At 63.8% G+C, this 17,687-nt stretch carries 16 protein-coding genes; 6 read left to right on the forward strand and 10 right to left on the reverse strand.

Translation table 11 applies throughout. The features are described 5' to 3' along the window. Positions 1-77 precede the first annotated feature (77 nt). Positions 78-995, reverse strand: coding sequence for a helix-turn-helix domain-containing protein (locus AB4Y35_RS23335; protein ID WP_368706732.1), 918 nt, complete (start codon positions 993-995; stop codon positions 78-80). Positions 996-1,190: 195 nt separating this feature from the next. On the opposite strand from AB4Y35_RS23335, the gene AB4Y35_RS23340 reads away from it, so the two are divergent. After that, a complete protein-coding gene (locus tag AB4Y35_RS23340; RefSeq protein ID WP_368706162.1) occupies positions 1,191-2,090 on the forward strand; it encodes a DMT family transporter in 900 nt (299 codons plus the stop codon). A 7-nt stretch (positions 2,091-2,097) separates the two neighbouring features. On the opposite strand, the gene AB4Y35_RS23345 is transcribed toward AB4Y35_RS23340, so the two are convergent. After that, positions 2,098-2,946 carry a hypothetical protein gene (locus AB4Y35_RS23345; protein WP_368706163.1) on the reverse strand — a complete coding sequence of 283 codons (849 nt, stop codon included), beginning with the start codon at positions 2,944-2,946 and terminating at the stop codon, positions 2,098-2,100. A gap of 593 nt (positions 2,947-3,539) precedes the next feature. On the opposite strand from AB4Y35_RS23345, the gene AB4Y35_RS23350 reads away from it, so the two are divergent. The 3 genes from AB4Y35_RS23350 to AB4Y35_RS23360 all read left to right on the forward strand — a co-directional run bounded on the left by AB4Y35_RS23350 (position 3,540) and on the right by AB4Y35_RS23360 (position 5,801). Further along, positions 3,540-3,929, forward strand: coding sequence for a hypothetical protein (locus AB4Y35_RS23350; RefSeq protein ID WP_368706164.1), 390 nt, complete (start codon positions 3,540-3,542; stop codon positions 3,927-3,929). Positions 3,930-4,035: 106 nt separating this feature from the next. After that, a complete protein-coding gene (locus AB4Y35_RS23355) occupies positions 4,036-4,530 on the forward strand; it encodes a DUF2844 domain-containing protein (RefSeq protein ID WP_368706165.1) in 495 nt (164 codons plus the stop codon). Next, positions 4,527-5,801: a DUF3443 family protein gene (locus tag AB4Y35_RS23360; protein WP_368706166.1), complete on the forward strand. Its 1,275-nt coding sequence runs from the start codon at positions 4,527-4,529 to the stop codon at positions 5,799-5,801. Before AB4Y35_RS23355 ends, AB4Y35_RS23360 begins: the two co-directional genes overlap by 4 nt. A gap of 84 nt (positions 5,802-5,885) precedes the next feature. On the opposite strand, the gene AB4Y35_RS23365 is transcribed toward AB4Y35_RS23360, so the two are convergent. Further along, on the reverse strand, positions 5,886-6,758 hold the full coding sequence (locus tag AB4Y35_RS23365; RefSeq protein WP_368691338.1) for a LysR family transcriptional regulator: 873 nt from the start codon (positions 6,756-6,758) through the stop codon (positions 5,886-5,888). Positions 6,759-6,862: 104 nt separating this feature from the next. On the opposite strand from AB4Y35_RS23365, the gene AB4Y35_RS23370 reads away from it, so the two are divergent. Beyond that, complete coding sequence (locus tag AB4Y35_RS23370; RefSeq protein WP_368706167.1) at positions 6,863-7,936, forward strand: alkene reductase; 1,074 nt, start codon at positions 6,863-6,865, stop codon at positions 7,934-7,936. 79 nt (positions 7,937-8,015) lie between these two features. Here AB4Y35_RS23370 and AB4Y35_RS23375 read toward each other — a convergent pair whose 3' ends face one another. The 7 genes from AB4Y35_RS23375 to AB4Y35_RS23405 all read right to left on the reverse strand — a co-directional run bounded on the left by AB4Y35_RS23375 (position 8,016) and on the right by AB4Y35_RS23405 (position 16,020). Continuing rightward, positions 8,016-9,191, reverse strand: coding sequence for an aromatic ring-hydroxylating dioxygenase subunit alpha (locus AB4Y35_RS23375; protein ID WP_368706168.1), 1,176 nt, complete (start codon positions 9,189-9,191; stop codon positions 8,016-8,018). A gap of 9 nt (positions 9,192-9,200) precedes the next feature. After that, on the reverse strand, positions 9,201-9,974 hold the full coding sequence (locus tag AB4Y35_RS23380) for a siderophore ferric iron reductase (RefSeq protein WP_368706169.1): 774 nt from the start codon (positions 9,972-9,974) through the stop codon (positions 9,201-9,203). A 2-nt stretch (positions 9,975-9,976) separates the two neighbouring features. Then, on the reverse strand, positions 9,977-11,842 hold the full coding sequence (locus AB4Y35_RS23385; protein WP_368706733.1) for an IucA/IucC family siderophore biosynthesis protein: 1,866 nt from the start codon (positions 11,840-11,842) through the stop codon (positions 9,977-9,979). Positions 11,843-11,890: 48 nt separating this feature from the next. Continuing rightward, complete coding sequence (locus tag AB4Y35_RS23390) at positions 11,891-12,490, reverse strand: GNAT family N-acetyltransferase (RefSeq protein WP_368706170.1); 600 nt, start codon at positions 12,488-12,490, stop codon at positions 11,891-11,893. Continuing rightward, the gene (locus AB4Y35_RS23395; protein WP_368706171.1) at positions 12,480-13,703 is read right to left on the reverse strand and encodes an MFS transporter; all 1,224 of its coding nucleotides are present in this window, start codon (positions 13,701-13,703) and stop codon (positions 12,480-12,482) included. The genes AB4Y35_RS23390 and AB4Y35_RS23395 overlap by 11 nt, the downstream gene beginning before the upstream one ends. After that, positions 13,700-15,055: a lysine N(6)-hydroxylase/L-ornithine N(5)-oxygenase family protein gene (locus AB4Y35_RS23400; protein ID WP_368706172.1), complete on the reverse strand. Its 1,356-nt coding sequence runs from the start codon at positions 15,053-15,055 to the stop codon at positions 13,700-13,702. Before AB4Y35_RS23400 ends, AB4Y35_RS23395 begins: the two co-directional genes overlap by 4 nt. Positions 15,056-15,552: 497 nt before the next feature. Beyond that, complete coding sequence (locus tag AB4Y35_RS23405; RefSeq protein WP_368706734.1) at positions 15,553-16,020, reverse strand: YaiI/YqxD family protein; 468 nt, start codon at positions 16,018-16,020, stop codon at positions 15,553-15,555. 186 nt (positions 16,021-16,206) lie between these two features. On the opposite strand from AB4Y35_RS23405, the gene arcD reads away from it, so the two are divergent. Further along, positions 16,207-17,670, forward strand: a complete 1,464-nt coding sequence (gene arcD, locus AB4Y35_RS23410) for an arginine-ornithine antiporter (protein WP_368706173.1) — start codon at positions 16,207-16,209, stop codon at positions 17,668-17,670. The last annotated feature ends 17 nt before the right edge of the window (positions 17,671-17,687 follow it).

Here is a 17,687-nt window from a genome sequence, read left to right on the forward strand (position 1 = left end):
AGGCCCGGCAGCCGCGACAAGACCCAGCCGCGCCTCAAAACATGGAGCCACGCACGGCGGGATCGGGGGACCTACGACTACTTCAGGAATGCTTGACGATAGCCATTCGGCGCGGCGCCAAATGCGTCGCGAAAGCGATGGCTGAAGTGACTCGCATTCGCGTACCCGCACTCCGACGCAATCTGCGCGAGCGGCAGGGCGGTCGTGCGCAACAGCAAACGCGCCCGCTCCAGACGCTGGGCGGCGATCCACGCATGCGGCGGCCGCCCGAACGAGGCGCGAAACATGCGCGCGAGATGGTACTCGGAAAGGCACGCGACATCGGCCAGTGCGCCGAGCGTCAGCGTCTCGCCCAGGTGGGCGTCGATATAGTCGTGCAGGCGCCGCCGTGTCGACACGGCGAGGCCACCCTTGAGCGCCGCGCCCGCGCGACGCACGCCCTGGCTGCGCAGCAGCAGGCTCAGCACTTCGTGCGCCGTTTCGTTGCTGCGCAAAAGGCCGTCTGGATCGGCCCAGTTTTCGTTGGCCAGCGTCTGGCAGAGCACGGCGATCCGCTCGTCTTCGAAATACGTGCGGTCGGCCAGCGTGAGTTCGCGCGGTTCCCGGTCGAGTTCGCGCACCGCGCGCTGCGTGAAGTGCTCGGGCAGGAAGTACAGATGCATGAAATGCATATGGCCGCGCACCCACCAGCGCGATTCGTGGTCGCCCGGAAGCGCGCAGAGGCGGCTTGGCGCGCCGTACACGCCGGGCAGCTTCTGCCGCTCCGTGCGGTAGCCGCCGTCGAGATAGCACGACAGCGTGTGATGGCCGGGCCGGTCATAGACGGTCTCGGCCTCGCGCGTGACGCGCGTCCAGACGGCGGCCGCAAACTGGTCGCCGAGCCACGCAAAACGCTCCAGCGTCGCGTTCGCCGCGCTCAGCGTGCGGCACACCGAATGCAGCCCAAAGGGCGTCTCGGCGAGGGCGGGCGCGGGAAGCGGCACCTGGGCGTTCATGGTCGGGGCGGCGGGCTGCAAGGCGGCGATGGGGTCCACAAAGCGGGTAGTCAAAGCGGGTTTGCAAAGTATACGCTCGCGCCCCCGCTGTTGCTGGCCGTGGCCGGGCGCAGGCAAGAAATGCGCAATCCTGGACAAGTCCGCGCCGCCCCCGTGCGCCATAGTTGGGGCATCGACTCGAGGTTTTTTCCGGCAATGAATCTTTTACTCTACGTGCTCACCGTCCTGATCTGGGGCACCACCTGGATCGCTATCAAGTGGCAGCTCGGCGTCGTGCCTGCGCCTGTCTCGATCGCCTGGCGTTTCGGGCTCGCGGCGCTCCTGGTGTTCGCGCTGCTGGGCGTGATGCGCCGCCCCATCTGGCCGCCGCGCGCGGCGTGGCGCTACCTCGTCGCTCAGGGGCTGGCGCTGTTCTGCCTCAATTTCCTGTGCTTTTACTATGCCGAGAACATCGTGCCGAGCGGGCTCGTGGCCGTGGTGTTTTCGACCGCGCCGCTGCTGAACTCGATCAACGGACGCATTTTCATGGGCCGGCCGCTGCAACCCAGCGCCGTGGGCGGCGCCGTACTCGGGCTGATCGGGATCGTCTGCCTCTTCCTGCAGCAGATGGCCGGCCATATCGGCGACCAGACCGCGTGGCTCGGGCTCGCCGTGGCGTTTCTCGGCACGCTGTGTTTCTCCACCGGCAATCTGCTGTCCAGCCGCATGCAGTCGATGGGGCTCAATCCGCTCGTCACGAATGGCTGGGCCATGCTGATCGGCACCGCGGTGCTCGTGGCGGGCAGCGCCTTCGCCGGGTTGCCGTTCAGGCTCGAAATGGATGCGCGCTATCTCGGCGCGCTGGCCTGGCTCGTCGTGGCAGGGTCGGTGATCGGCTTCACGGCCTATCTGACGCTGGTTGGCCGGATCGGGCCCGAGCGCGCGGCGTATTGCACGGTCTTGTTCCCGATCGTGGCGCTGGCGGTTTCGACGGTTTACGAGGGCTACCGGTGGTCCTTGCTCGCCGTTGTCGGGCTTTTGCTGGTCGTTTCGGGCAACCTCGTGGCGTTCGATCTGACGCGGCGCCTGTTCTCGCGGCGCGCGCCCGCTGCCTGAGCGGGCTTCAGCGGGCCAGGCTCGCCTTCAGGGTGTCGCCATAGCGTCGATATAGCCAGGCGGAACACGGCGCGCCCAGATAGAGCGCGCCGAAAGCGGCGAGTGCGGTGCCCAGCAGATTGTGGGTGTTGAGCGAAGCGAGAGCCTGGTGCCGCGTCGCGAGGCCGGATGCGGCGACGATGACCGAGGCCGAGAGCGTTGGCAGTCCTGCGCACAACTGGATGAGCCAGATGCTCCAGCAATGCCCGCGCGTATCGGTCCACACTTCCCGTATCCTGAGCGTGCCGCCAATGGCGACATGCGTGTGCAGCAGGCTCAGCCGCGTAAGCACGAAACAAGTGATGCCTCCGGCAAGCAGCACGAGACCTGCGCCAACAATCATTATCAGGAGGCGCGCCTCCACAGGATGCTGCACAATCGCGGCTTTCGCTGTGGGGTCGAGCCCGATCATCAACTCGACACACAGCGCCAAGGCCAGGCCGACGAGCGCCAGCACCAGGCAGACGAGCACTGGTGCGAGCATGGCCAGTCCCCAGGTGCAGCCAAGATATCGCCAATAGCTCGGGCCTGAGATCGGCTGTGCGTTCGCCGAATCATTGTCAAGCAATACGAAGCGTATGGCGTGAATGACGAGAAGCGAAAATAGCGCGCTCTCCAGCAGTGTGAAGACACCCAGCGGAACGTAAGTGAGGAGCCGGAACGGCGGCGTGCGGTCGGGGCGCAGGGCGTTCACGGCGTACGACGACAGCCACGCATAGGGCAGTAGCAAAACCGCAAGTGCGGGGCGGTGGCAGAGGTATCGCCAGCCATCGCGCCATGCACCCTTCACGCACTGACCAAATGTGATCGACTCCATTCGAACCCCTTTTGCGTTGTTATTTGCGGTCGTCTCGAAGCGCCGGTCGGCGTTTATGTGTTTTGCATCATGCGCCGCTGGCCCGGGCGGCCGCGTCGATTGTGACGGGATATGGGGCACGAGTATGTGGGATGGCAAACCAACCTTCCCGTGAATGATTATTCAATTGAAATTCGGATCCCTTCATTCTTATTACAAAAGAGGCGGCCTTCATAAATTCATCGTTTGCGCTAAAGATTCGTCTGACGGTTGCCGATACCCTCGGATGAGCAGATAAATATGAATGCAAACACGCGGCGTGCCAGCCGCTCCGGGGTTACCGCGTGGGCCCGCACCTGCGGGGACTGAAACGAATGCAAAGCCGATGGCCTGTCTGCGCGTGCAGCCCACGCCCGCGCTCGCTTTTCACCCTCCTGGCGGACGCGGTCCCCCCAGCGCTGTTCAGATTCGCAGCCGCACTCAAACCCGATGGCACGGCCACGACTCCAGCGGGCGGATAAGGACATGGCACGGCAGACAATGCGGAATTCGTCCAGTGCATCGCGTGATCTTCGCCGGGGACAGGGACAAGACAAGGACGGGAGAGGCCATTAATGAAGGTTCACGCTAGTGCGCTCACGCTGCTGCACTGGCTGGCGCAACGCGAAAGCGCGTCGGTCAGCGAGATTACTGCGTCGGGATTGATGAGTTCGCGCGAAGCCTCGGATGTCGTTCGCTACGCCATGCGCAACGGCGCCGCCGAACGCGTCAACAAGGGCGTGAGTGCGCGAGGAAGCGCGCGCTACCGCTCGACCGGCGTGCCTTTGCCGGAGCCACGGACGGCGCCGGCCGGTGCCTCGTTCGAAGGCTTGCTGAGCGCATGGGGAATCGCTAAGGAGCCGCCCGAGCTTCCCGCGGTGCGTACACGCGTCTACCAGATCGAAGATAACAGCCAGGAAAGCCGAGGTGATGCTCGCCTCGGCAAACAAAAACTCAATGGTTGAAATTGACTGAGGGCGACTGAGAGAATAAACGATGTGCCAACACGAGGCCGCATCCACTTCCTGTGCGGGTGCCCTCGATTAAAAAGAGAGTAAAGACGAGAAAAACATGAGAGTACGTCCTTATCAATTCCGGGGTAAACGCGCCTTGCTGATTGCCGTATTGGCAGGCGTCGCTTCATTTGCAATTTGCGAGTCTTCTGCACAGGCCGCCTTGGGCGGGAAACTCGACTCACTCCAGATCGAAGCGTCCGCGCTCAGAGGTCAGTTGTCCTCGACGGCATCGACGTCGACCTACACCACCCAGGTCATCACGCTGCCCACCGGCACGACGGTACGCGAATACGCGAACGCGGCCGGGCAGGTTTTCGCCGTGTCCTGGAGCGGGCCGCGTCCGCCGGATCTTTCGCAGTTGTTCGGCACTTACTTCTCCGAATACAAGGCCGCGCTGCAGACGCCGACCCATGCTGACCTGCATCGACATGTAGCGGTCGAGTCGGCGCAGATGCGCTATGTGGGAGGGGGCCGGATGAACAACATGCGAGGCACGGCCTGGTTGCCGGCTGCGGTTCCTGCGGGTGTCACGCCGGAGGACCTGAAATGAGCTCGACTCGCAACGCATTTTGGGCAATGGCGCTCTGTCTCGTGCTGGCCGCTTGCGGCGGCGGCGGTGGCAGCAGCGGTAACGGCGGCCAGACCGCGCAATCGAGCACACCGGGTTCGGGCACGAGCAACGGTGGGAACTCGAGCGACCCGACGCTGGGCACCGGTAACGTCCTGCCGATTCGGGTGGACACCTCATTGGCGCCATCCGGTAGCGGCTATGCGCCCAATCTCCCGGTGGCCACGGTGACGGTGTGCCTCCACGGCACCACGCAATGTGCGGTCGTGAGTGATGTTCTTGTGGACACCGGCTCGGTCGGCCTGCGTCTTACGTCCTCGGCGCTCGGTGCCCTGGCGAGTGCGTTGCCCGAGCAAAAGGACGGCAGCGGCAACGTGCTTGGCGAGTGCTATCCGTTCGCGGACGGCCGGTATTTCTGGGGGCCGGTGGCTACCGCCGATATCAAGCTGGCCGGCGAAGTTGCCAGCAACGTGCCGATGATGATTGACGGTACGCCAGGCGGATTTCCTGCCGCACCCAGCGCCTGTGGCGCCACCCTCGCGGACACGCCCTCGCTCATTGGCGCCAACGGGATTCTGGGCGTAGCGAATCTCGTGGAGGATTGCCCGGGCTGCACGAGCAACGCGTCGAACGGCTTCTACTATTCCTGTAACACGACGACCGGAACCTGCACGTCGACGGCAGTCACCGCATCGGCCCAGACTCAGAACCCGGTGGCGCTCTTCCCGCAGGACAACAACGGCGTCATCGTCGAGTTGCCCGCCATTTCGGCTGCGGGACAGGCGTCCGTCGATGGTTCGCTCGTCTTCGGGATAGGAACGCAATCGAACAATACGTTCAGTGCGACGTCGGTGCTGGGCTATGACGCCAGCCTGTTCATCTCGACCCAGTACAACGGGCAGGTGATGGCCGAGTCATACGTCGACAGCGGATCCAACGGCCTGTTTTTCGCTGACAGCTCGATTACCCAGTGTGCCGGTGGGACCGGGTGGTACTGCCCGACGGCCACCCTGGCATTGAATGCGACAGCCTTCGGCAACGCAGGGGCCACGACGCCGGTGAACATGTCCTTCATGGTCGCGAACGAAAATACGCTTGCAAGTACACGCGCCTCGGCTTTCAACAATCTCGCGGCGACCGGAAGCAGCAGCACCTTCGACTGGGGATTGCCATTCTTCTTCGGGCGTAATGTCTACTTCGCGATTGCGGGCAGGACGGCGCCTGGCGGGACCGCGCCTTACGTCGCGTTCTAATGGCTGATTGACCGCGTGCAGGCCTGACGCGGCAAAAGGGCGATCACGCTGTTGATGCGTGATCGCCCTTTGTTTTTGGGCGCGCTAGCGCGCCAACCGTTCCCGTAGAAACTCGATGAAGCGCTGCGTCTTCGCCGGCAGCAGACGCGTTTCCGTAATCGCGTAGACCGGCGTGGGCGTGCCATGCCACTGCGGCAAAATTCGCCGCAACGCTCCGCTGGCCACTTCGTCGGCCACGATTTCTTCCGGCAGCAGCACGATGCCCATGTCGAGCGTGGCGAGGCGGCGGATCATGCCGACGCTGTTGAGCGTGAAGCGTCCGCCCACCTTCACCGTGCTCGTGCGCTTTGCGTCGTGCAAGGTCCACGTGTCAGCCTTCAGGATTACCAGGCATTCGTGCCGTTCCAGATCAGCCGGCTTGCCTGGCTCGCCCGCGCGCTGAAGATAGCCCGGCGACGCATACAGGTATGGCGTGAGCGACGCCAGCGGACGCGCAATGAGTTGCGAGCTTTCGGACTCCCCCATGCGGATCGCCACGTCGAACGGGTCGCTCACCAGATCGACACGCCGCGGATTCAATTCGAAATCGAAGGAGATGGCGGGGTACAGGCCGGCAAATTCGGCGATCAGGGGCGCGAGGTAGGTGACGGCGAAATCGACCGGAAACGAGGCCCGCAGCACGCCGCTCGGCTGCGCAACCATGTCGCCTAGCTGCTCGTGCGCGAGGCGGGCTTCATCGACGATGCGCTTGCAGCGCTCGAAATAGATCTGGCCTGCTTCGGTCAACTCGATCTTGCGTGTGGTCCGATGCAGCAGGCGCAGTCCGATCGCTTTTTCCAGGCCGCTGATGCGGCGTGAAAGGGTGGAGTTCGGCATGCCCGTCACGTCTGCGGCGCTGCGAAACCCCCTGGCTTTGACGACCTCGACGAACAAGGCCATGTCGTTCAGTAGTTCCACCTTGACTGCTCCATTAACGGATCAATGATATCCAAATTACCATATTTATCCCAATCGTGAAGCAGGCGATGATGCACCCATCCAAACCAGTCGAGGTGATCATCATGAGCAAGCTTTTCGAATCCGTGCGCGTCGGGCGTTACACGCTGCCAAACCGTCTGGCCATGGCGCCCATGACCCGTTCGCGCGCGCTGGCCGACGGCACGCCCGGCGAACTGGCCGCCGAGTATTACGGCCAGCGCGCGAGCGTCGGCTTGATCGTCACAGAGGGCACGCAGCCTTCGGAAGAGGGACAGGGCTACATAACGACCCCGGGCATTTATAGCGACGCGCATGTCGCCGGATGGAAAAAAGTCACTTCGGCCGTGCATGCGAGAGGCGGCCATCTCTTCATCCAGCTCATGCACGCCGGCCGCATGTCGCATCCCGACAATACGCGGCACCATCGCGCGGGCGTCGCGCCTTCCGCCATTGCGCCGGGCACGGCCATGTTCACGGCCAGCGGCATGCAGGACATTCCGGTGCCGCGTGCCTTGACCATCGAGGAAATCCGCCGCACGGTCCAGGACTTCCGCACCGCGGCCCGCCGCGCGGTCGATGCCGGCGCGGACGGCGTCGAAATCCACGGCGCGAATGCCTATCTGGTTCAGCAGTTTTTCGCGCCGAGCGCCAATACGCGCACCGACGAATACGGCGGCCTGATCGAAAACCGCGCGCGCTTTGCGCTCGAAGTCGCGGCCGCCATTGCCGGGGAAATCGGCGCGGACCGCACGGCCATCCGCCTCTCACCGGGCACGACGCTGTGGGGCATCGACGAGGGCGCGCAAGGCCCCGATCTTTACCACTATCTGGTGGCCGAACTCGACAAGCTGGGGCTCGCCTATCTGCATATCGCGCATCAGGGCGACGAGGCGCTGCTGGCTGACATTCGCAAGCTGTGGAAGGGCGCGTTGATTGTGAACCGGGCGGGCCGCCCGCGCGAACAGGTCGGCGCCGACGTGGCCACGGGGCTGGCGGATCTGGAGTCCTACGGTCAGATGGTGCTGGCGAATCCGGACTTCGTCACCCGCCTGCAGCGCGACGCGGCGATGAACGCGGCGGATCGCAACGGCTTCTTTGGAGGCGCCGCGCAAGGCTATACGGACTACCCCAGCTTGAGCGAAGTGGCCGACGCCTGACGCGGCGGGCAGACGCGCGGCGTGTGCTCCATTCGCCGCGCCCGTGCGAAGCCGCCTGCCTTGCGCGGTTTCGCATGGCTCACCCGAGCGGACCCGCAAGGGCGCGCCGATACCACGCATGGAAATGGCGCATGCCGTCTTCGAGCGGCGACTGATACGGCCCGGCGTCGCTGATGCCGCGCCGGTGGAGCCGCAGGCGTCCCGCATCCATGCGCTCGGCGATCTCGTCGTCCTCGATCATCGTCTCCAGATACGCCGCGCGCTGGGCTTCGATGAATTCGCGTTCGAATGCCGCGATTTCTTCGGGGTAATAGAACTCCACCACGTTGAGCGTTTCCTGCGGGCTTTTCGGATAGAGCGTCGAGACCACGAGCACGTGCGGATAGAGCTCGATCATCTGGGTGGGGAAATACGCGAGCCAGATGGCGCCGAACTCGGGCGCTGCGCCGCCGCGATAATCGAGCAATCGATCGTGCCACGCGCGATAGATTTCCGAACCCGGCTGCGCAAGCGCGGCGTGCACACCCACACGCTGCATGCTGTACGTCTCGGCGAATTCCCAGTCGAGCGTTTCGCAGGTCACGAAGCGCCCGAGGCCTGGGTGGAATGGCGCGACGTGATAATCCTCCAGATAGACTTCGATAAAGGTTTTCCAGTTGTACCGGCAGGAATGCGTTTCGACGTGATCGAGCACGTACCCGGAGAAGTCGAACTCGGGGCGCTCGAACACGCGCGCCATGTCGCGCGCTGGCTCACGTGGCCCTTCGTAGAGCAGTCCATGGCAATTTCGCAGTTCGAAGCGTTCGAGATTGCGGCACGGTTTGCGCTCGAACTCGGGCGCGCCGATCAGCTTGCCGCCGGGGGCGTACGTCCAGCGATGCAAGGGACACACGATGTTGCCGCCGCTCGCGGCGAGATTGCCTTGCGCAGGAGGGCCGCCGCTCGCAGCGACGTTGCCGGCCTTGCCGCCCAGCATGAGCGACTGACGATGGCGGCAGACGTTCGAGAGCAGTTGCACGCCGTGCTCGCCGCGCACCAGCACGCGGCCGCCTTCGTCCTGCGGCAGGTGCCGCCAGTCGCCGCGCTCGGGCACCGACTGTTCGTGGCCCACGTATAGCGCCGAGTGCGCGAAGATACGCGCCATCTCGCGCTCGAACAGCGCCTCGTCGAAATAGGCGCTCGCGGGCAATTGCTCATGCGCTTCCTCCGTATCGGGCGGCAGCGCGAGATGCGCGAGGTCACTGATATCGTTCATCGGTCGGTTTCATCCTGTTTCGTGTTGCGCGTTCAGGCGCACGATGCGTTCATGCTTTGCGAGCCGCGGGCAGGTGCTGCAGAGTTCGCCGTCGCGGCGGCGATAGTGGTAGCAGCAGGTGCGGCGCTCCAGCGCGAGCGCGCTCGCGCCGTCCGTGCGCGAGAACGGGAGATAGCCTGAGCAGCCTTGCAGGCCGAGCGCCGCGAGCCACCGCTGCCCATGCGCCTCGACCTGGGCGTCGCTCCATTCGGGCCGCGCCTTGCGTGCCGCAAGCAGTGCGGCGAGCACCACGTCGGCCTGCGTGCCGCGCGCCGCCGCCGGATTGAGGCGGATCAGCGGCATCAGCTCGTCGTGCATCTGCTCGCAGCACGAGGCGATTTCGCGTGCGGCGTGCGCGATCAACACGTGCGTGTCGCCCTGCGCCGGTGCGTGATCGCGTATGCGGACCTCGCGGGTCCAGCCCTCGGCAATGGGCTGCGCGATGTCCGCAAGCGACAGCGACACGCCAGCCGCATGCACCCCGATCACGCTCAAGTAGAGCGGTTGCCAGATCAGGATGCCCCAGCAGCGCGACGACCAGTAGGGGCGGCCCGCTTCGGGGTAGGTGCGCGACCAGAAGGCAAGGAGCGCCTCGAGCGCAGCGCAATTGGCGTCGCCGTTGGGCGGCGCCGGGCGCGTATGCACGATGCCTTGTGCGGGGCGCGCTGCTACTACACCCTGCAACCCCGGTACGAGCCGCGCGGCGAGTTGCAGCATGTCGTCGAGCGCGCGGTTTGCCGCCATGCTTATGCCGCGACCGCTTCGGCGTTCATGCCGTTCGCCTGCGCGGCGTCTCGCGGTGCGCCGCGCCTGCCCGCCAGGGGGTTCTGCAGATTGCCCGCCATCTTCAGATTGCCCGCTGGGTCGGCGAGATTGACCATCTGCAGGTTGTTTCCGAGCTGCAGACGGTTCAGGCACGAGTGCAGGAACTCGGGCGCGAAGAGGTCGTATTCGGCATATTTGCGCGCGAGCTGCGGGTGCTCGTCCTGATAGCGCGCGACGCAGCGCGCCACGGTGTTCCAGAACACGTCTTCCGTGCAGCAGCCGTGCTCGACGAGTATCTGATTCATGTAGCGGAAAAAGCCGTCGAACACGTCGATGAAGATCGCGAGCAGCTTGACGCGCTCGGGCACGTCCACGGCGAGGCGCTTGACGTTCTCCGGCAGCTGCGCGTCCTTGTTGAGGATGGCGGATTCCTCCGCGATGTCCTTCATGATCGCGCGCACGGGCACATGGTTTTCGAGCACGAGGATGAGGTTCTCGCCGTGCGGCATGAACACGAGATCATGCGCATAGAAGCAATGGACGAGCGGTGCCAGATACGCCTCCATGTAGCGTTCGAGCCAGGCTTGCGCCGTGAGCCCCGAAGCCTCGATCAAGGCGGGCAGCAGCGCCGCGCCATGGCGGTCCGTATGCAGCAGCGCGGCCATGGTCATGAGCCGCTGGCCGTCTCCCGCGAGGCCGAGCGGATTCTCGCGCCAGAGCGCCGAAAACATCTTCTTGTAGGGGCTGTCCACCTGCACGGCCGCTTCGTAATAGCGATTGCGAAAGCCGATGGACGCGACTTCGCGCAGGATGGTGAACCCTTGGTCCTGCAGATACGGATCGCTCGCCACGAGACCCTTGATGAAGTCGTTGATGGCGGGCGTGCCCGACATGTAGTACGGCGAGAGTCCGCGCATGAAGCCCATGTTGAGAATCGACAGCGACGTCTTCACATAGCGTTTCGAACGGTCCGAGAGATTGAAGAACGTGCGGATCGACTGCTGGGCCTGATAATGGTCCTCGCCGAAGCCGAGGCAAATGATGCGGTTGGTCGCGACATAGCTCGCAAACGCGATCGAAAGTTTGTTGAACCACTGCCACGGGTGCGCCGGCATCAGCCGATAGTCGGCAAAGTCCACGCCGCGCGCTTCGACCATCGAGCGAAAGCGCGCGACGGTCTCCACACCCAGTTCTTCTTCCATCAGCTGTTCGTAGTCGAGATCGGCGGCGCTGTGGAACGCGGCGTTCTCCTTGTGCACGGCGAGCCAGACGATCTGGAGCGGCGAGCCCGCCTCGGGTGCGAACGCGCGATAGTCGCCCGCGTCGAAACCGAGCCTGCCGTTGTTGGCGACGAAGCCGGGATGGCCCTCGCTCATTGCGGTTTCGATCGCCTGAAAATCGGCGTCGAGGAGTTCGGCCGAATCCGGGCCGTCTTTCACAGCTTTGTAGGCCGCGCCGTACAGCGTGCTGCTGATTTCGTCGAGGTAAATGGGCAGCATCTCCTCCTTGATGCCAAGCCGCGCTTTCACATCGAGGATGAAGGCGAGCGCGTCGAGCGGTTGCGGCGCGCCGTCCTGCGAGCACACGATGGTTTCGGGGCGAATGCTCCAGTGGCGCAGTGCGAGCAGGCGCGCCTCGAACGTGTAGACGCGGGTGCCGTCGTCGGATTCGAGCGCATAGCGCGCGTAGTGCTCGCCGGACGCATCGCCCACGCACTGCGGTTCGACGATCAGTTCGTGCGCATACTCGGCAATGGCCTTGCGCACCAGCATGCGGTTCGCGCGCTGCCAGACCTCGGGTGTGAGGTGCCCGGTAGCCTCGTGGGGCGTGAGGAGAACGTGTTGCATGGAAGCCTGGGTTGCGAAATGATTCATGTTGCGATGTCCTTATGGAATTTAGTGATCCTGCGTAATGGCAGCGTAAAAATCGGCTCGTGTGCAGAACGCGAGCGAGGCGGTTTTCTCGCGAAACGTGACGTCCTTCGTATATACGAAGCCCATCGCGCGATTCAGCGCGTGGATGCGTGCGTTGCGCGCATCCGGCTCGACGACGACGCGTTGCGCGCCAAGGCGCTCGAACAGGAACGCCATGAGCGTTTCGAACACATGGCGCGTATAGCCCGAGGTACGCCGGGCAGCGGGCCCGACGAACAGATGCATGCCGAGGTCGCCGGCGCACACATCGTAGTGCTCGCCGATCTCTTCGTGAGCCGGTTCGTAGCTTTCGAACAGGAAGGCGGGTACGTCATCCTGCAAGCCGAGCCAGGCGCGCGCGTGCCCGGAGTCTTCGATCGCCTGATAGAAAGCGGCCACGTCCGCCACGCTCTTGTCGCGCATGTTCCAGAACGCGGCGCGTTCTTCGATGAACCATTGATGCAGCGTGGGTGCGTCGCGTTGCGCGTCGAGCGGGCGGATGTGAAAGGCCTCGGCTCTGGCCATGCGTGCAGGCGGGACATGACGCAACGCGATTTCGTCGGCAGCGATTTCAGTTCGCACGGGCGGTGACTCCTGTTTCGGCAATCGGGTTGGAAAGGGCGGCGTCCTCGGCGCGCGGCCGGGCGAGCAGCCAGACGCTCACGAGCGCCGTGAAAACGAGGCCCACGGATGCCACGAAGAACGGCGCACGCAAGCCCGCTTCGTCGACAATGGCGCCGGCCGCGAACGAGGCGAGCAGCACGCCGAGGTTCTGGAAGAAGTTGATGACGCTGTAATCGGCGGCATACGAGGCGGGCGTGCTCAGTGCGAACATCGTCACGTCGAGCTTCACGACGATCTGGAACAGCGCCCAGCCGAACATCACGCGGCCCACGACGATCCACAACGGCGCCTCCACGCCTTGCAGCAGCATGCCGGCGGTGCACAGCAGCAGGTTCGCGAGCATGTGGTCGGGCACGCGCTTGCCCTGCATGGCGAGGCGCTTGTTCAGGCGCAGCGCGACGAGCGCGACCATGCCTGGAATGGCGAACACGAGCCCTGGAACCAGCTCGCCGGGCGCGTCGGTGACCGCTTGCCAGTACGACGCCATGAACGGCCGGATGAGATACACGCAGAAGTCGAACGCGAGCATGAGCAGCGCGAGGCGCAGGATCGGCATGCGCGCACGCAGTCCTCGCTTGACTGGCGCCTCATCGGCAACGCCCGCGAACCGGCAGCGCCGCGCAATGCCATGCGTGCGGATCAGCGAAAGGCAGATCGCCATCTGCACGAAGTCGCCGGCGGCCATCGCGAAGATGCAGTGATGCGCGTCCCAGACCTGCATGACGAAGCCGCCCGCCACCGCGCCCGCAATCGCGCCGAAGTGCACCACCACCGACAGCACGCCGATGGTATGCGCATGCGATTCTTTCGCTTCGAGCCGCATCATGTACGGGTACATGAGCAGATAGCTGCTTTTGCACATGAACATCGCGAGCGAGAGCACCCAGAAGAGCGGCACCGTCGCCGCGAAATAGCTCGCGACCGAAAGCACGCCCGCGGCGCACTGCGTATAGACGAGCAGATGCATGGCGTCGAGGCGTTTCGCAATGCGCGCCCAGAGCGGCAGCGTGAGCATCACGACGATGGAGATGAACGCCACGTAAGCGCCCGCATGCACGGGGCTCGTCACGCCATAGCGCGCGGCGAAGAACTGCGGGTAGAACGGAATCAGGATCGCATCGCTGACGACGGCGAAGGTCGTCATCAGGATGATCGTGCTGCGCAGCTTCATTGCGCCTCCAGCGGCATCTTCACGAACGCTTCCGTGTCGGGCACCGAGAAGTCCTGCAGCGCGATGCGCCGCTCGATCTTGTAGTGCTCCACACCGGTCAGCTCGCGCAGAATGCAGGAGTTGCGATAGCAGCTCATGCCGAGGTCGGGGTTGGTCAGGCCGTGGCTGTAGAGCCCCGCGTTCTGCACGAAAACCTCGCGCCCGCTCACGTCGATCGCATAGTTGCGCGAGAGCCGGTAGCGCCCCTTGTCGTCCCAGCGGATGCGAGCGCGAATGCCGTCGATGAAGCCGGGCACATTCTGCCCATAGCCGGTCGCGAAGATGGCGCCGTCCGTGACATGGGTGTACTGCACGCCCTCGTCGCGCTGCACGAAGCGCAGGTGAAAGCGGTCTTCGATGCGGTCGTGATGACAGGCGCTCAGCTCGGAATTGGTGATGAGACGCGCACTGTTGCTGCCGCGGCTGCGGCGGTCGTCGAGCAGGTCGTAAATCTGGTTGATGAGCGAGGCGTTCACGCCTTTGTAGAGACTGTCCTGCTTGGCGATGATGTTTTCGCGCACGCCGTCCGGCAGGTTGTAGAAGTAGTCGATATAGTCGGGCGAGATCATTTCCAGCGTGAGCTTCGTGTTCTCCATCTGGAAAAACCGCGGCGAACGCGTGATCCACGTGAGCGTGTAGTCGTGCTCGTCGCTTTCCTTGAGCAGGTCGTAGAAGATCTCGGCTGCGCTCTGGCCGCTGCCGATCACGGCGATCGAGCGCTTTTGCTGCAGCTCGGCTTTGCGCGCCACGTAATGCGCGCTATGGATGCAGCGCTCGCGCAGTTCGCCGCAGCACGGCGGCAATTGCGGCACGGAACCCACGCCGATCACGAGGCGCGCGGCGCGATGCATGAACGGCTGGCCGGTGCGCACGTGCCGCCCGCGCACCACGTAATGGCCTTGCTGCGCGTCGTATTCGACGTGCTCCACACTCGAGCCGAACGCGATGCTCGACAGCTGGCCGATGGCCCATTTGCAGTAACGGTTGTATTCGGCGCGGCTCAGATAAAAGCGCTCGCGGATGTAATACGCATAGAGCTTGCCTTCCTGCTTGCAGTAATTGAGGAAGCTGAACTTGCTTTGGGGATCCGCGAGGCTCACGAGGTCGGCCAGAAACGGATTTTGCAGCGTGGTGTCGTCGATCAGCATGCCCGGGTGCCAGTCGAAATCCTCGTTGCGCTCGAGGAAGAGGCCGCGCAAATCACGGATCGGCTCGGCCAGGCAGGCGAGACTCAGATTGAACGGCCCGAGGCCGATCGCCACGAAGTCGAGCACGGGCGAGGGCGGACCTGGTTTGACATTAGTTGTACTCAAGATTGAACTTTCACCTGGAGCGGAAAGGACCATGTCGGGTTACCTCATCGAAAGACGAAGACGGCGAAAAGATTCACGAGGCGCAACCGCGCAACCGTTTGCGCGGGCGTATGGCAATTCGATGCGAATGAGAGTGATTCGCGTTTGAGGATCATAGGAAAGACGCCGCCCAATGGCAAGAGCGAAACGCAGGGCAATGAGGATGCCGAACTATCGTGCCTGCCCAATACGCATCAAGACGGGCAGGGGCAATCGGCGGCAAAGTCCGGCTGCGCCGGGGCGGGCGGGGGATCGGCGACTTTCGGGAACCAGCGGGGTTCGCGGTCGCGCCGCCTCGTTTTTGGCGTCAAATCACCTGACAAAAACCCTGCACTTTGCAGGGGTTAGCGGCGCGCAGGGAGAATTTCGGCTCTAATCGCGCGCGATTCGCGCGTGCGGCGCCACGGCGCAGGGGCATCCATGACGCGATGATCCCAAACGTCTCATCGCTTCCGCCATCACTCGGTCTTGCGCGGCGGCGGGCTATGCCGCGCGAGAAATCGATCGAGCTGGCCGGCAAACGCCTTGCTGTCGCGCGCGCTGAACGGGGCTGGTCCGCCCGTTTCGACGCCGGCATTGCGCAGTTGATCCATCACGTCGCGCATCGTCAGCCGTTCCTGAATATTTTCGCGCGTGAACCAGTTGCCGCGCGGATCGAGCGCCTGCGCGTTCTTTTCGAGCACCGCGGCGGCAAGCGGGATGTCGGCGGTAATCACGAGGTCGCCCGGCTCGACCAGTTCGACGATGCGGGCGTCGGCTGCGTCGAAACCCGCCGGCACCTGAATCGACTTGATGAAGGGCGAAGGCGGTGTGCGCAGATATTGGTTTGCCACCAGCGTCACCGGGACCTCGGCACGCCGCGCGGCCCGAAACAACATGTCCTTGATGACGGCGGGGCAGGCGTCAGCGTCGACCAGCACTTGCATGTAGGGAATCCCGGCACAGTAAAGCGCGATCATATCGCAATGCCGGCGATGCGCCGCGCATGGCCCGACGTTTCCTGTCGTTTCCGGTTGCACTGCGTTTTCCTTGCATTTGCCTGCATACCTGCCAACATTGATTTCGCAATGGAGCCGGATACCCCGACCTGACACTGCGAAGACGGAGCGGATATGAGCGACGCCACCCACGGGTTCGATGCCGCCGGGGAACACAGGGACACAAACGGGCTGCGGCTGGGCGCGCTCGTTGCCCTCGTCGTGGGCTCGATGATCGGCGGCGGCATCTTCTCGTTGCCGCAGAATATGGCCGCTTCCGCGGGTGTGGGCGCCGTGCTGATCGGCTGGGTCATTACGGCCTTCGGCATGCTGGCCCTCGCGCTGGTATTTCAGACACTCGCGAACCGCAAGCCGAATCTCGATGGCGGCGTCTACGCGTACGCCAAGGCCGGATTCGGCAATTACATGGGCTTCGCCTCGGCCTGGGGCTACTGGATCAGCGCGTGGCTCGGCAACGTCGGCTACTACGTGCTGCTATTCAGTACGCTCGGCTATTTTTTCCCCGTCTTCGGCGAAGGCAATACCTTACCCGCAATCGCCTGCTCCTCGCTGCTGCTATGGAGTGTGCATTTCCTGGTGCTGCGCGGCATAAAAGAAGCGAGTTTCATCAATCAGATCACGACGATTGCGAAGATCGTTCCGCTCGTCCTGTTCATTCTCATCTGCCTCCTCGCGTTTCGCCTGCATATTTTCTCGGCCGATATCTGGGCGCGCTCGAATCCGGCGCTGGGCGGTGTGCTCGATCAGGTCCGCAACATGATGCTCGTCACGGTGTGGGTGTTCGTCGGCATCGAGGGGGCGACCGTTTTTTCGGCGCGCGCCGCGGACCGCAAGAGCGTCGGCAAGGCCACGGTGATCGGATTTTTCGTCGTGCTTCTCGTGCTGGTGCTCGTCAACGTGCTGGCGCTCGGCATCATGACGCAGCCGCAACTCGCCGGGCTGAAGAATCCCTCGATGGCAGGCGTGCTCGAACACGTTATCGGACACTGGGGCGTGGTGCTGGTGAGCGTGGGGCTCGCCATTTCCCTGGCCGGGGCGCTGCTTTCGTGGGTCATGCTGTGTGCGGAGATTCTGTTCTCGGCCGCGCGCGACCGCACGATGCCCGCGTTCCTGCGCAAGGAAAACGCGAGGCAGGTCCCGGCCAACGCGTTATGGCTGACCAACGGCATGGTGCAACTGTTTCTGCTCATCACGCTGGTGTCGAAAGGCACGTACCTCTCGCTCATCTATCTCGCCACCTCGATGATTCTCGTGCCTTACTTCTGGTCGGCGAGCTACGCGTTGCTGCTCGCCATTCGCGGCGAGACTTATGAACTGTCGCAAAAGGAACGCCGCAGGGATTTTCTGATTGCTGCGGTTTCCGTGCTCTACGCGGTCTGGCTGCTTTATGCCGGGGGCGTGAAATACCTTCTCCTTTCCTCACTGCTTTATGCGCCGAGCGTCGTCCTGTTCGCCAAGGCGAGGCGCGAGGCCGGGCAGCACGTGTTTACGCATCTGGAGAAATTCGTATTCGCAGCCGTGCTCGTTGCCGCGGTCGTGGCCGGCTACGGCTTGTATCGCGGGCTGCTGAGCCTTTGATTGAGCCGCCGATAGTC

The organism is Paraburkholderia sp. EG286A (assembly GCF_040965375.1).
Taxonomy (GTDB): Bacteria; Pseudomonadota; Gammaproteobacteria; order Burkholderiales; family Burkholderiaceae; genus Paraburkholderia.

Coding starts and splice junctions, on each gene's coding strand:
- AB4Y35_RS23405 (WP_368706734.1), bottom strand. CDS start 16,020: ATGCAAGTGCTGGTCGACGCTGACGCCTGCCCCGCCGTCATCAAGGAC.
- AB4Y35_RS23395 (WP_368706171.1), bottom strand. CDS start 13,703: ATGAAGCTGCGCAGCACGATCATCCTGATGACGACCTTCGCCGTCGTC.
- AB4Y35_RS23385 (WP_368706733.1), bottom strand. CDS start 11,842: ATGCAACACGTTCTCCTCACGCCCCACGAGGCTACCGGGCACCTCACA.
- AB4Y35_RS23370 (WP_368706167.1), top strand. CDS start 6,863: ATGAGCAAGCTTTTCGAATCCGTGCGCGTCGGGCGTTACACGCTGCCA.
- AB4Y35_RS23375 (WP_368706168.1), bottom strand. CDS start 9,191: ATGAACGATATCAGTGACCTCGCGCATCTCGCGCTGCCGCCCGATACG.
- AB4Y35_RS23360 (WP_368706166.1), top strand. CDS start 4,527: ATGAGCTCGACTCGCAACGCATTTTGGGCAATGGCGCTCTGTCTCGTG.
- AB4Y35_RS23340 (WP_368706162.1), top strand. CDS start 1,191: ATGAATCTTTTACTCTACGTGCTCACCGTCCTGATCTGGGGCACCACC.
- AB4Y35_RS23335 (WP_368706732.1), bottom strand. CDS start 995: ATGAACGCCCAGGTGCCGCTTCCCGCGCCCGCCCTCGCCGAGACGCCC.
- arcD (WP_368706173.1), top strand. CDS start 16,207: ATGAGCGACGCCACCCACGGGTTCGATGCCGCCGGGGAACACAGGGAC.
- AB4Y35_RS23380 (WP_368706169.1), bottom strand. CDS start 9,974: ATGGCGGCAAACCGCGCGCTCGACGACATGCTGCAACTCGCCGCGCGG.
- AB4Y35_RS23345 (WP_368706163.1), bottom strand. CDS start 2,946: ATGGAGTCGATCACATTTGGTCAGTGCGTGAAGGGTGCATGGCGCGAT.
- AB4Y35_RS23350 (WP_368706164.1), top strand. CDS start 3,540: ATGAAGGTTCACGCTAGTGCGCTCACGCTGCTGCACTGGCTGGCGCAA.
- AB4Y35_RS23355 (WP_368706165.1), top strand. CDS start 4,036: ATGAGAGTACGTCCTTATCAATTCCGGGGTAAACGCGCCTTGCTGATT.